Below are 12,470 nucleotides of genomic sequence, written 5' to 3'. Positions count from 1 at the left end.
CCCGCCGCCTGCAAAGGCGCGGGGCATTTTTTCTAATCACGACATGAGCGAACAGAAGATCGAGCTGTACGACGGCCCGGCCGGCGGTTGGGGCGCGCTGAAAAGCGTTGCCAAGCACCTGAACCAGCAAGGCGTTCCCGTGAAGGGCGCCAAGACCCTGTTGCACGCCAACCAGACCGACGGCTTCGACTGCCCTGGCTGCGCCTGGCCCGACCGCGACCACCGCTCGACCTTCGAGTTCTGCGAGAACGGCGCCAAGGCCGTCGCCGCCGAAGCCACCGCGCGGCGCGCCACCCCCGAGGTCATTTCAGCCAAGACGCTGAAGGAATGGGCCGAGGCCTCGGACTTCGAGCTGGAAGCCACGGGACGCCTGACCGAGCCCATGGTCTATGACGCCCAGACCGATCGCTACCAGCGCACCAGCTGGGACGCCGCCTTCGCGCTGATCGCCAAGGAGCTGCAGGCCCTGCCCGATCCCAACGAAGCCATCTTCTACACCTCGGGGCGCACCAGCAACGAGGCCGCCTTCCTCTACCAGCTGTTCGTGCGCGAATACGGCACCAACAACTTCCCCGACTGCTCGAATATGTGCCACGAGCCCAGCGGCTCGGGCCTCAGGCCGACCATCGGTGTCGGCAAGGGCACGGTGACCCTGCACGACTTCGAGCAGGCCGATGCCATCCTCGTGTTCGGCCAGAACCCCGGCACCAACCACCCGCGCATGCTGGGCGAACTGCGTGCGGCGCGCAAACGCGGCGCGAAGATCGTCAGCTTCAACCCGCTGCGCGAACGGGGCCTGGAGCGCTTCGCCGACCCGCAGAACGCGATGGAGATGGCGACGCTCGGCGATTCGCCCATCAGCAGCCACTACTTCCAGCTGCAGGTCGGCGGCGACTTTGCCCTGCTCAAGGGCATGTGCAAGCGCGTCGTCGAGCTGGACGACGCCGCCCGGGCGGCGGGCCAGCCCCGCGTGCTGGATGTGGGCTTCATCGCCGAGCACACGCAAGGCTTCGAGAGCTTCATCGCCGAGCTGCGCGAGCAGCCCTGGGAGCCGCTGGTCGCGGCCTCGGGCCTGACGCGCGAGCAGATCGTGCAGGCCGCCGACATCTATGCGAGCAGCGAGCGCGTCATCGCCTGCTGGGGCATGGGCATCACCCAGCACCGGCACTCGGTCAAGACCATCCAGATGATCGTCAACCTGCTGCTGCTGCGCGGCAACCTGGGCCGCCCGGGTGCGGGTGCCTGCCCGGTGCGCGGCCACAGCAATGTGCAGGGCGACCGCACCATGGGCATCTACGAGAAGCCCGCGCCGGCCTTCCTGGACAAGCTCGGCGCCGTCTTCGGCTTCGAGCCGCCGCGCGAACACGGCTATGACACCGTGGGCGCCATCCAGGCCATGCTGGACGGCAAGGGCAAGGTCTTCATCGCCATGGGCGGCAACTTCGCTGCCGCCACGCCCGACACGGCCGCCACCTGGCGTGCGCTGCGCCAGTGCGAGCTGACCGTGCATGTGACGACCAAGTTCAACCGCAGCCATGTCGTGCATGGCCGCCAGGCCCTGGTGCTGCCGGTGCTGGGCCGCACCGAGATCGATGTGCAGGCCACGGGGCCGCAGGGTGTCACGGTGGAAGACTCCATGAGCATGGTGCATCTGTCCGCCGGCATGAATGCGCCGGCCTCCGAGCATCTGATCTCCGAGCCCATGCTGGTGGCCCGCATGGCAAGCGCGACGCTGAGGAACAGCCGCACGCCCTGGCTGGCCCTGGCCAGCGACTACGCCGCCATCCGCGACAAGATCGAGGCCGTGCTGCCCGACTTCGCCGGTTTCAACGAGAAGATCAAGACGCCCGGCGGCTTCAGGCTGCGCAACACGGCCAGCGAGCGGGTCTGGGCGACGCCCAGCGGCAAGGCCGAGTTCTCGACGCATGCCATGCCGACCGACCTGGCCGTGCAGCGCATCGCCGAGCGCCAACGGGACGTGCGCGTCTTCACGCTGACGACGCTGCGCTCCCACGACCAGTACAACACGACCATCTACGGCCACGACGACCGCTACCGTGGCGTCTACGGGCACCGCCGCGTGGTCTTCATCAACGCCGAGGACCTGAAGGACCTGGGCCAGAAGGCTGGCGACTGGGTGGACATCACCAGCCTCTACGTCAGCGAGACTGGCACGGAGGTGCAAGAGCGCCGCGCCGAGCGTTTCCTGCTCGTCGAGTACGACATCCCGCGCGGCTGCCTGGCCAGCTACTACCCCGAGACCAATCCGCTGGTGCCGCTGGAGAGTTTTTCCATCACGGCGCGCACGCCGACTTCCAAGTCCATCCCGGTGGTGCTGAGCAAGCATGCGCGAGCTGCTGCTGCAGACCCTGAATGAACTGGCGCCCGGCGGCGAGCCGGTGGCGCTGACGCGGCTGGCCAAGCGTCTGGACGAGCGCGTCAGCGTGCTGCTGCGCGAGCTGACGGCGCTCAGCGATGCGAGCGTGGGCGGCGTGGCCGGGCCGGGCCTGGTGCAACTGGCCTGCGACGACTCAGGTCGCTGGACGGTGCGTCTAGTCGCCTAGCCGGTCCAGCAGCGCGGCGTCGACGATGGCGATGCTGCGATAGCCCAGCTTCAACGCGCCGGCCTTGGCCAGTTCGCCCAGCTCCTTGCTGAGGGTCTGGCGCGTCAGGCCCAGCATCATGGCCAGGGCCTCCTGCGAGACCGGCAGCTGGCGGCGCGGCTCGATGGCCTGCGTCGCGTCACCGCGCGCCAGCAGCGCCAGCCGCCTCGCCAGACGGGCGCGCGTGGGCCGCAGCGTCGCGTCCTCGACGATGCCGAACAGCGTGCGCAAGCGGCCAGCCATCAGCCGCGCCAGCGCCGTCGCGAACACCGGGTCCTGCATGAAGCGCGCAAAGGCCTCGGCCGGCACGGCGAAGACGGCCGTGGCGCCGACGGCAGTGGCGTCGTGCACGCGCGGGCCGCCGTCCAGCAGCGAGATCTCGCCAAACCAGTTGCCCGGCTCCAGCACCGCCAGGATGGACTCGGTGCCGTCCACCGACGTGCTGCTGGCCTTGATGGCGCCGCGGCAGACGGCATGCCAGTCGCCCGGCGCATCGCCCTGGCGGAACAGCACCTCGCCGGGGCTGAGCTTGTGCACGCGGCCGGCGGCCAGCACCGCATCGGCTAGGGAGGCGAACCAGGGGTTGGTGCGCAGGGCCAGGAGGTCGGACATGCCCTGGATTGTCTGGTTTCAGACAGAGGGCCAAGCCCCTGGCATGCCCCAATCGCGGCACGACAACCCCAGGAGACTGCGATGACGACGACTGTGCGCGAACAGGTTTCGGCCGAGGAATGGCAGCTGCGCGAGGATCTGGCCGCCTGCTACCGCCTGGTGGCGTGGATGGGCTGGGACGACCTGGTCTTCACCCACATCAGCGCCCGTGTGCCCGGCCCCGAGCACCATTTCCTGATCAACCCCTATGGTCTGATGTTCGACGAGATCACGGCCAGCAGCCTGGTCAAGGTGGATGCGGAATGCCGCAAGATCATCGAGTCCCCTGATCCGGTCAACCCGGCCGGCTTTGTCATCCACGGCGCCGTGCATGCGGCGCGGCATGACGTGCAATGCGTGCTGCACACCCACACGACGGCGGGCGTGGCCGTCAGCGCCCAGGCCGGCGGCGTGCTGCCGATCTCGCAGCAGTCCACCTTCGTGCTGGCGTCACTCGGCACGCATGGCTACGAGGGCGTGGCCTTCCGCCCCGACGAGGGCCCGCGCCTGCAGGCCGACCTCGGCGCCAACACCTTCCTGCTGCTGAAGAACCATGGCCTGCTGACCGTGGGCGCCTCGGTGGCCGATGCCTTTTTGGCCATGCATGCCTTCGAGGCCACCTGCCGCATCCAGCTTGCCGCGCAAAGCGGTGGCGGCCCGCTGACCGAGGTGCATCCGGCCATCCTGCGCGGCACGGCCGAAGCCATGCGCGTGCAGACCGGCGGCCTGGGCGGCGCCTTTGTCTGGCCGGCGCTGCTGCGCAAGCTGGACCGCCTGGGCAGCAATCACCGGGACTGAGCCATGACCACCGTCGTGCTCACCAATGCGCTGCTTGCGGCGCTGGCCATCGTCATGGCGGGCCTGGGCCTGTCATTGACGGTCGACGATTTCCGCCGCCTGCGCGAGCACCCGCTCGCCGCCGCGCTGGCCCTGGGGCTGCAGCTCCTCGTGCTGCCGCTGGCCTGCGTAGGCGTCATTGCGGCTTTCGAGCTGCCACCGCTGTATGCCGTCGGCCTGATGCTGCTGGCCGCCTCGCCCGGCGGCATCACGGCCAATCTGTTCAGCCATCTGTTCGGCGGCCATGTGGCCATGAATCTGTCGCTGACGGCGCTGAACACCCTGCTGTCCCTGGTCACGCTGCCGCTGATCGCCAACTGGGCCATCGCGCACTACGCCGGTGGGGGCCAGGTCGTGCCGCTGCCCTGGCAGAAGCTGGTCGAGGTCATCGGCGTCATCGCCGTGCCGGTCTTGATCGGCATGGCGGTGCATCGCTCGCGGCCCGACATTGCGGCGAAGCTGGACAAGCCGGTCAAGACGCTGTCGGCCGTGCTGCTGGTGGTGCTGACGGTGCTGGCGATTGCCAAGGAGCGTGAGGCGTTGATGAGCGCGGCGGGCGAACTGGGCGGCGCGGTGCTGGCCTTCAATCTGCTGAGCCTCGCCGCCGGTTATGGGCTGGGGCGGCTGGTGAAGTTGCCGCGGCCGCTGTGCATCGCCATCGGCTTCGAGGTGGGCATCCACAACTCCACGCTGGCCCTCTACCTGGCCCTCGGCGTGCTGCAGCAGTTCCCGGTGGCGCTGCCGGCCGCCCTGTACTCGGTCAGCATGTACGTCTCGGGGCTGCTCTTCGGGATGTGGCTGAAGCGCTCCAGCTGACACACTCGCGGCCATGAAACTCCTTGGCCGCCTCACTTCCATCAACGTCCGCAAGGTCATGTGGACCGCCGCCCAGCTCGACCTGGATCTCTACCGCGAGGACTGGGGCGCGGGCTTTCGCTCACCGCAGGAGGCCGGCTATCTGGCCATGAACCCCAATGGCCTGATTCCCGTCCTCGTCGACGGCGACTTCACGCTGTGGGAGAGCAACACCATCTGCCGCTACCTCGCCACCCAGCGCTACGCCACCACGCTGCTGCCCACCGAGGCGCGGGCGCGCGCCCGGGTCGAGCAGTGGATGGACTGGCAGGCCGGTGAGCTGAACAACAGCTGGCGCGTCGCCTTCATGGCCCTGGTGCGCGGCCAGCCGGCCACGCCCGAAGCCATCGCGGCCGGCGTGGCGAGCTGGAACCGGCATATGGGCATGCTGGAGGCGCAGCTGGCGCGCACCGGCGCCCATGTCTGCGGCGACGACTTCACGCTGGCCGACATCGTGCTGGGCCTGTCGACCCAGCGCTGGAAGAACGCGCCCATCGAGCGGGTGGAACTGCCGGCTGTGCAGGCCTGGATGCAGCGCCTGGGCAGCCGCCCCGGCTTTGCCGAGTTCGTCGACAACGGCATGCCTTGACGGCCGGTCAGGGCTTGGCGCGCAGGGTCTCGATGATCTGTTGGCCGCTGACCTTGGCGGCGGCCAGTTGTTCAGCGGTGGGCGGGCCCTTGAGGCGGATGACCTTCTGCTGCATCAGCTGCAGGACCAGCTCCTTGCCCTGCTTGCCGGTCAGCTCGCCATAGGCGAACAGATAGCCCAGCTTCTCCGCATCGTCCAGGCCCCAGGCGTCCGGCGCGATGACGGCGTCGAACAGGCTGCCGGCATGGCCGGAACGGGCATCGCGGCGCATGGTGTCCAGCACTTCCTGGCGCAGGGCGGGCGCCAGATCGTCCGGCGGCGTCACGCCCGCGTACTTCGCGGCCGCTTCGCGCACGCCGCCGCGCATGGCGCGCAAGGCCAGGTCGCCCAGCATGGCCTGGTGCCGGGCGGTGACGGTCTGGCAGCGCCGCCCCTCGGCATCGGCCTCCTGCATCAGCTGCGTCATCATCTCCGGCGACACCCCCATGCTGCGGACCTGCTCGAAGCTGGCGCGCCGGTCCGCGTTGGAGGTGCACAGCTGCAGCCACTGCATGGCCTCCCAGGCCGCGGCGGCGTCGTTGCTGGCCATGGCGCGGTCGATGTAGGGGCCATAGCCTTCGGAGCCGACGCGCGGCGCGGCCGGCTTGGCGGCAGGCACGGGCGCGACTGCAGCAGACGCGCCGCGTGCAGGAGGGCTGCTGGCAGGCGCCGCTGGGACCGTGGATGCCGCCGGCAGATTCAAGGGCAAGGCCGCCACCGTCGTGGACTGCGGCGCGGAGGTCGGGCTGGCGGCCGGCCCGCTCAGCGCCATCCACAGCGCCGCGGCGGCGGCAGCGCCAATGGCGAGGAGGATGAGGATCCAGCGGACGGCGTCCATGGCGTGTCAGCTTGCGAAGTTGTAGCGCACGACGGCCAGTGTCAGCGCAAACAGATAGCCGCAGGCGAAGCGATCGATGCGCAGCACGGGGTCGCCACGCCGGGCTCGCCACAGGCCCATCAGCGTCATCGCGAAGCCGGCGATGACCGGCGTGACGACCAGATTGATCAGGCGCGGCCAGCCGTCGCGCGTCAGATGCTGGGGCATCAGCCACAGGCTCAATGCGCCGACGATGCCGCCCAGCAGCAGATAGCCGAGCACGGCCACCCAGATATTGGGCTCTTTGCGAAACGGCTCGGCCACCGCGTGCAGGCCGAGCTCGACCAGCAGTTCGCCAAAGACCTGGAAGATGAGTTCGAGCAGCAGTTCGAGCAGGATTTCCAGGGGACGCCTCCGCGTGCATGCGAGGCACGCAGCCTAGCTCAGTCGGCGGTCGCCGGGGAGCTGCCGACTTCATGTGCCGGGTGAGTTTTCACCTGGGCACACCCTGGTCTGTGCGTCGAAGAAGAAAAGCCCGCGGCGGTGAAGCTCGCGGGCCAGGTGCGGGGCGTCGCATGACCACCCCTGCCGTCGAAGGAAGCCGGATCAGCCCAGGCGCACCGGCACGAAGATCTGCTGGCCGTCGCGCGCCACCAGCAGGGCCACCGAGGCCGGCTTGCCCTTCAGCGCCTCGCGCACCTGCTCGACGCTCTGCACCGGCTTGCCGTTCATGGCCAGCAGCACGTCGCCGGGCTGCACGCCGGCCAGCTGGGCCGGGCCGGTCACGCGCTCGATGAGCAGGCCATGGTCCAGGCCCGAGCCGCGCAGCTCCTGGCGCTCCAGCGGGCGCAGGGCCAGGCCCAGCGAGCCGCCTTGCGGCGAGGCGCTGGCCTCCTGGGTGTCCTTGTCCGCACGGCCCAGGCTGACGGTCTCGCTGACGCGAGACTTGTCGCGCCACAGCTCCAGCTTGAGCTTGTCGCCGGGGCGGGCCAGGCCGACGCGGCTGGACACGTCGCCGGCCACGCGCACCGGCTCGCCGTCGATGGCGGTGATGACGTCACCCGCCTTCAGGCCGGCCTTGGCGGCGGCGCTGTCGGGCTGCACGCTGGACACCAGGGCGCCGTCGGGTGCGCCCAGGCCGAAGGACGAGGCCAGCGGCGCGCTCAGGTCCTGCAGCGTGACGCCCAGGCGGGCATGCTCGACCTTGCCGTGGGCGACGATCTGGTCCTTGACCTTCAGGGCCACGTCCACGGGGATGGAGAAGGCCAGGCCCTGGAAGCCGCCGCTCTGCGAATAGATCTGCGCATTGACGCCGACGACACGGCCGGCCGCATCGAACAGCGGGCCGCCGGAGTTGCCGGGGTTCACCGCCGCGTCGGTCTGGATGAAGGGCACGACGCTGTCGCCCGGCAGCGAGCGGCCCTTGGCGCTGACGATGCCCTGGGTGGCCGTCTGCTCGAAGCCGTAGGGCGCGCCGATAGCCAGCACATAGTCGCCGACCTGCACCTGGCGCGGGTCGCCGAGCTGCACCGTAGGCAGGTTCTTGGCGTCGAGCTTGAGCACGGCAATGTCGGTGGCCGGGTCGCTGCCCAGCACCTTGGCCGAGAACTCGCGGCGGTCGCTGAGCTTGACGGTGACCTGCTTGGCGTCGCGCACGACGTGGGCGTTGGTCAGCACCAGGCCGTCGGGGCTGATGATGAAGCCCGAGCCCTGGCCGCGGAAGGGCTGCGGCCCCTGCTGAGGCATGCGCAGGCCCGGGATGCCGCGGAAGAAGCGGAAGAAGGGATCGCTGTCGTCGTCGCGGCCACGCGCCACGGGAGCGTCGTCGCCGTCGTCGTCATTGCCGACCTTGTGCAGGCCGGCCACGGTGATGCCAACGACGGCCGGGCCCTGGGTCTGCACGATGGCGCGGTAGTTGGGCAGCTGGGCCGGCGGCAGGGTCACGGCCGGGGCCGCCAGCGTGGTGGCGGCGGTGACGGTGGCCGCAGTGGCGGCGGGCGTGGCTTCGCCAGCCACTGGAGCGCTGACCGGGGCCTTGCTGCCGTGCAGCCAGGCGGGCGCGGTCCAGCCGGAGGCGGTCGTGGTCACGGTGACGCCGGCGGCCAGCAGCGCAGCAGCAGTGGCGATCAACGTGGTCTTGGCGGTCTGGGTCATCGAGGGTTCCTCAGGCAGAGCTGCGGTTGCAGCCGATGCCGGGAGTCTGGGGACGCCAGATGAGCGCTCGATGAGGCGAAGGTGAGGCGAAGATTAGGACGCGCCTCAAGGCGCCGCGGCCGGCGCCTCAACCTTGCCTCGAGTCCTGATCTCGGCCCTCTCCTTGATGCGGCCCAGGTGAACCAGCCGGGAGGCAATGCCGCCCTTGGAGCGGGCATGTGATGCGGTCAGCGCCGCCAGATCGTCACCTCGATCAAAGGCATCGAGCAGGCGTTGATCTTCTTCCTTTGACCAAGGCTTGCCGGCCTGGGCTGGCTGCTCCCTGGCCGCAGCGGCCGTGTTGCGCGCGGCTTCCAGGGCTCGCGACGCCAGGAACAGGGCGCGGATCACGGCAGGCTTCAGAAGAATGCTTTCTTCCGGGAAGAGCTCGCCGGTGTCCGGGTCTGCGCCATCGGCAAGGGCATCGATCACGCGCTGGGCTTCGTGAGGAGTCATGGCTTTGCTCCGGTTGATGCTGTGTATTTATACAGTCATGCAAACCAAATTGCGAGCCGGGCCTGGCCGGGCCGTCCTCAAGTTGGACGATGCTCCTGCGCCACATGGAGCGGCCAGGCGATCTCCACGCGGAGGCCACCGGCCGGCGAGGTGTCCAGCGTCACGCTCGCCCCCTGCTGCCGCGCCGCCGCCTGCACGATGGCCAGGCCCAGGCCGCTGCCTTCGACCGCCGAGTGCTCACCGCGCTGGAAGCGGTCGAAGACGCGCTCGCGCGCCTCCAGCGGGATGCCCGGGCCGTCGTCGTCCACACGCAGCAGCGGCGCTCCGCGCGGGCCGCGCAGGGCGCTCACCTGCACGGTCCGGGCGCCGTACTTCACCGCGTTGTCGATGAGGTTGCGCAGGGCGCCGCGCAGGGCCTGCGGGTCGCCGGTCAGTGGCAAGGGGTCGGGGGCGGTCAGCGAGAGGGCGACGCCCGCCTTGTCGGCCAGCGGCTGTACGTCGGCCACGGCCTGGCGGGCCAGCTCGGTCAGGTCCAGCGGCAACTGCACCGCGGCGGCGCCGGGCTCGGCGCGGGCCAGGGCCAGCAACTGCTCGACAAGGTGGACGGCACGGTCGATACCGCCGCGCAGGCGGGCGATGGAGGCGTCCTGCTCCTGGCCCGGTGCCGCATCGCGCAGCAGGCCGAGTTGCAGCTTCAGGGCCGTCAGCGGCGAGCGCAGTTCATGCGCTGCGTCGGCGACAAAGCTGCGCTGGGCCTCGAACGCGGAGGACAGCCGCCCCAACAGATCGTTGAAGGCCTCCACCAGCGGCGCGACCTCGCCGGGCAGGCCGGTGGTGGGCAGCGGTTGCAGCGCATTGGCGCCACCGGCCTGAGCCGCACGGGTGACGCGGGCCAGCGGTGCCAACGACACACCCAGCAGCCACCAGATGGCAGCCGCGACCAGCGGCAGGGCCACGGCCACGGGCACGACGCTGCGCAGCGCGGCGACGGCGGCCAGCCGCTGACGCACGGCCAGCGGCTGCGCGACCTGCACGACGCGCAGCGGCGTCGCCGCGCTGAAGACCCGCCAGTCCTGGCCGGCCAGGTGCAGGTTGGAGTAACCCAGCACCGCGCGTGCCGGCAGCGCCTCGGTCATGCCCTGGGGCCGGCTGGAATAGATCTCCAGGCCCTGCACCGACCAGATCTGCACCAGATAGTCCAGGCTGGGATCGGCGAGGGCGGCGGCCTCCTCACCGGCGATGCGGCCCTGGTCGCGCAGCGACAGCGCCGTCTGGCGCAACTGGTAGTCGAACAACTCGTCGGCCTCGGCCCTCACGCTGATGTAGGTGGCGCCCGCAACCGCCAGCGCCGTCACGGCGCCCAGGATGGCCAGCAGCGCGAAGAGGCGGCCGCGCAGCGTGCCCAGCCACTTCATGACGCGCCACCTTTTTCAGGGCCGGCGTAGTAGCCCAGCCCGCGCACCGTGTGCAGCAGGTCGGCGCCCAGCTTCTTGCGCAACTGGTGCATATAGACGCTGATGGCGTTGCTCTCCAACTCCTCGCCCCAGCCATAGAGGCGGTCCTCGAGCTGGGCGCGCGACACGATGGCGCCGGGGCGCTCCAGCAGGGCCTCCAGCAGCGCGAACTCGCGCGCCGACAGCAGGATGGGGCGGCCGGCGCGCGTGACCTCGCGGGTGGCCGGGTCCAGGCGCAGGTCGGCCACGGCCAGGGCCGTGTCGGTGCGCCCGCTCTGGCGGCGCGTGACGGCACGCAGCCGCGCCAGCAGCTCGTCCAGCTCGAAGGGCTTGACGAGGTAGTCATCGGCGCCGGCGTCCAGACCCGCGACCTTGTCCGTCAGCGCGTCGCGCGCGGTCAGCACGATGACGGGTGTTGCGTCACCGCGGGCGCGCAGGCTCTTCAGCACGTCGATGCCGCCGCGCTTGGGCAGGCCCAGGTCCAGCAGCACGGCGTCGAAGCGTTCGCCGCTGGCCAGCACGGCGTCGGCGGCCTGGCCGTCGCGCACCCAGTCGGCCGCAAAGCCCTGGCGGCGCAGGGCCTCGCGCAGGCTGTCACCGATCATGGGGTCGTCTTCAACAAGCAGCAGTCGCATGGCTAGCGGGCTAGCAGCGCGGCGGCCGCCTCGGTGTCGATGATCGTGGCGTACTCGCCCTGCAGATTGGCCAGTGCCATCTGGTGCACCTCCTCGGCGGGGTGGTCCACGCCGCGCAGATCGGTCTTGCCGAAGGCGAAGCAGGCATCGGCCACCACATGGGTCTGGAAACCCAGGTTGCCGGCACTGCGGGCGGTGGCCTCGACCGAGTTGTTGGTGCTGACGCCGGCAATGACCAGGGCGCGATGGCCGCGCGCATGCAGCCAGCGCTCCAGGCCGCTGTGGGTGAAGGCATCGGGCACGTTCTTCTCGACCACATGCTCTTCGTCGCGCGGCGTCAGGGCCGGTTGGAACTCGGCGCCCGGCTGGCCGGGCCAGAAAGGCGAGCCGGGCGTGCGTGAGATGTGTCGGACATGCACGACGGGCGCGCCGGCATGGCGCCAGCGGTCGAGCAGGCGAGCAATGTTGTCTTCAGCCTGCGGGTTGTTGCGAACACCCGATGGGGGCCAGGTCATGCCGACTTGCATGTCGATGATGAGGAGAACGGGCATGGGCAGGAGTTTGAACGAGGGCGTGGCAGCAGGTGGCTAAGCCTGCACCCCTCGCAGGGACGGTTGTGACCGTGCGTCCAAGCCCGCAAAAATCCGAAGCGACCCTGTCGATTCTGCTGCTCCTGGCTCGTCGTACAGATACAACCCCATTCTTTCGAGAGCGCAGGAGACGCAAATGTCTGCATCGGTACTGTTCATGTCAATGTCGCTCGACGGATATATCGCTGGTCCGAACGACGAAGTCGGCAATCCCGGAGGCGATGCCTTCGACCGGCTGCACGAGTGGTACGGGGACTTCTCCCGGCCGTCCGGGGCCGTCGGAGAATTGTGGGACGAGTGGAACAAGCCGGGTTCGATAGTGGCGGGCCGGCGTACCGTGGAGCAAATCGATCACTGGGGCGGGGACAACCACGGTGTCCCGATCTTCGTGCCCAGCCACCGGCCGCCCGGCCCATCCGTCGCGAACTATCCGTTGGTGACGTATGTGCGCGACGGAATCGAGAGCGCGATGGCTCAGGCGAAGGCCGCCGCCGGCGAACTCAACGTGCTGATGCTCGGCGCGTACACAGCGCAACGGGCACTTGAGGCCGGTGTGCTGGACGAGTTGCAGATCCATCAGATCCCTGTCCTGTTCGGTGGCGGTCGACGGCTGTTCGAGTTGTTGCCTGCGCAGATCGAGCTGGAGATCGTTCGGGTGATCGACACACCGGATGCCACGCACATCCGCTATCGCGTTCGGCGCTGAGCGGGGTGGCGCCCAACAATTCAAGCCCAAGCCACTTCGCGGCTC

General features: G+C 69.7%; 15 protein-coding genes. 7 read left to right on the top strand and 8 right to left on the bottom strand.

The annotated features are described in order from the left end of the window. Positions 1 to 43 precede the first annotated feature (43 nt). Both J2X20_RS11155 and J2X20_RS11150 read left to right on the top strand, forming a co-directional pair. A complete protein-coding gene (locus tag J2X20_RS11155; RefSeq protein ID WP_310264448.1) occupies positions 44 to 2,377 on the top strand; it encodes an FdhF/YdeP family oxidoreductase in 2,334 nt (777 codons plus the stop codon). Continuing rightward, positions 2,346 to 2,564, top strand: a complete 219-nt coding sequence (locus J2X20_RS11150; RefSeq protein ID WP_310264446.1) for a hypothetical protein — start codon at positions 2,346 to 2,348, stop codon at positions 2,562 to 2,564. Before J2X20_RS11155 ends, J2X20_RS11150 begins: the two co-directional genes overlap by 32 nt. Here J2X20_RS11150 and J2X20_RS11145 read toward each other — a convergent pair. Beyond that, positions 2,553 to 3,215 (bottom strand): Crp/Fnr family transcriptional regulator, encoded by a 663-nt coding sequence (locus J2X20_RS11145; RefSeq protein ID WP_310264443.1) that lies wholly within the window; start codon positions 3,213 to 3,215, stop codon positions 2,553 to 2,555. The two genes, J2X20_RS11150 and J2X20_RS11145, sit on opposite strands and share 12 nt — an antisense overlap. A gap of 81 nt (positions 3,216 to 3,296) precedes the next feature. Here J2X20_RS11145 and J2X20_RS11140 point away from each other — a divergent pair, with 81 nt between their 5' ends. The 3 genes from J2X20_RS11140 to J2X20_RS11130 are packed head-to-tail and all read left to right on the top strand — an operon-like array spanning position 3,297 to position 5,535. Further along, positions 3,297 to 4,052, top strand: a complete 756-nt coding sequence (locus J2X20_RS11140; RefSeq protein ID WP_310264440.1) for a class II aldolase/adducin family protein — start codon at positions 3,297 to 3,299, stop codon at positions 4,050 to 4,052. Positions 4,053 to 4,055: 3 nt separating this feature from the next. Beyond that, positions 4,056 to 4,907, top strand: a complete 852-nt coding sequence (locus J2X20_RS11135; protein ID WP_310264437.1) for a bile acid:sodium symporter family protein — start codon at positions 4,056 to 4,058, stop codon at positions 4,905 to 4,907. Between the two features lie 13 nt (positions 4,908 to 4,920). Next, on the top strand, positions 4,921 to 5,535 hold the full coding sequence (locus tag J2X20_RS11130; protein WP_310264434.1) for a glutathione S-transferase family protein: 615 nt from the start codon (positions 4,921 to 4,923) through the stop codon (positions 5,533 to 5,535). A gap of 7 nt (positions 5,536 to 5,542) precedes the next feature. Here the strand turns inward: J2X20_RS11130 and J2X20_RS11125 are convergent, their stop codons facing one another. Together J2X20_RS11125 and J2X20_RS11120 are read right to left on the bottom strand one after the other, a co-directional pair. Next, positions 5,543 to 6,412: a hypothetical protein gene (locus tag J2X20_RS11125; RefSeq protein ID WP_310264432.1), complete on the bottom strand. Its 870-nt coding sequence runs from the start codon at positions 6,410 to 6,412 to the stop codon at positions 5,543 to 5,545. A gap of 6 nt (positions 6,413 to 6,418) precedes the next feature. Next, entirely contained in the window at positions 6,419 to 6,715 is a 297-nt protein-coding gene (locus J2X20_RS11120) for a hypothetical protein (protein WP_310264430.1), read from the bottom strand. 3 nt (positions 6,716 to 6,718) lie between these two features. Here J2X20_RS11120 and J2X20_RS11115 point away from each other — a divergent pair, with 3 nt between their 5' ends. After that, positions 6,719 to 6,880 carry a hypothetical protein gene (locus J2X20_RS11115; RefSeq protein WP_310264428.1) on the top strand — a complete coding sequence of 54 codons (162 nt, stop codon included), beginning with the start codon at positions 6,719 to 6,721 and terminating at the stop codon, positions 6,878 to 6,880. 117 nt (positions 6,881 to 6,997) lie between these two features. Here the strand turns inward: J2X20_RS11115 and J2X20_RS11110 are convergent, their stop codons facing one another. From J2X20_RS11110 to J2X20_RS11090, 5 genes are all read right to left on the bottom strand, one after another. Next, a complete protein-coding gene (locus J2X20_RS11110; protein ID WP_310264427.1) occupies positions 6,998 to 8,545 on the bottom strand; it encodes a Do family serine endopeptidase in 1,548 nt (515 codons plus the stop codon). 105 nt (positions 8,546 to 8,650) lie between these two features. Then, on the bottom strand, positions 8,651 to 9,040 hold the full coding sequence (locus J2X20_RS11105; protein ID WP_310264425.1) for a hypothetical protein: 390 nt from the start codon (positions 9,038 to 9,040) through the stop codon (positions 8,651 to 8,653). A gap of 77 nt (positions 9,041 to 9,117) precedes the next feature. Next, a complete protein-coding gene (locus tag J2X20_RS11100; protein ID WP_310264423.1) occupies positions 9,118 to 10,455 on the bottom strand; it encodes an ATP-binding protein in 1,338 nt (445 codons plus the stop codon). Next, positions 10,452 to 11,129, bottom strand: coding sequence for a response regulator transcription factor (locus tag J2X20_RS11095; RefSeq protein ID WP_310264421.1), 678 nt, complete (start codon positions 11,127 to 11,129; stop codon positions 10,452 to 10,454). The genes J2X20_RS11100 and J2X20_RS11095 overlap by 4 nt, the downstream gene beginning before the upstream one ends. A gap of 2 nt (positions 11,130 to 11,131) precedes the next feature. After that, complete coding sequence (locus J2X20_RS11090; protein WP_310264419.1) at positions 11,132 to 11,680, bottom strand: cysteine hydrolase family protein; 549 nt, start codon at positions 11,678 to 11,680, stop codon at positions 11,132 to 11,134. 175 nt (positions 11,681 to 11,855) lie between these two features. Here J2X20_RS11090 and J2X20_RS11085 point away from each other — a divergent pair, with 175 nt between their 5' ends. Then, positions 11,856 to 12,425: a dihydrofolate reductase family protein gene (locus J2X20_RS11085; protein ID WP_310264417.1), complete on the top strand. Its 570-nt coding sequence runs from the start codon at positions 11,856 to 11,858 to the stop codon at positions 12,423 to 12,425. Positions 12,426 to 12,470 lie beyond the last annotated feature (45 nt).

This window comes from Roseateles saccharophilus (assembly GCF_031458095.1).
GTDB lineage: Bacteria > Pseudomonadota > Gammaproteobacteria > Burkholderiales > Burkholderiaceae_C > Pelomonas > Pelomonas saccharophila_A.
The sequence above is the reverse complement of the archived record's forward strand: the minus strand, read 5'-3'. Positions and strand labels throughout refer to the sequence as shown.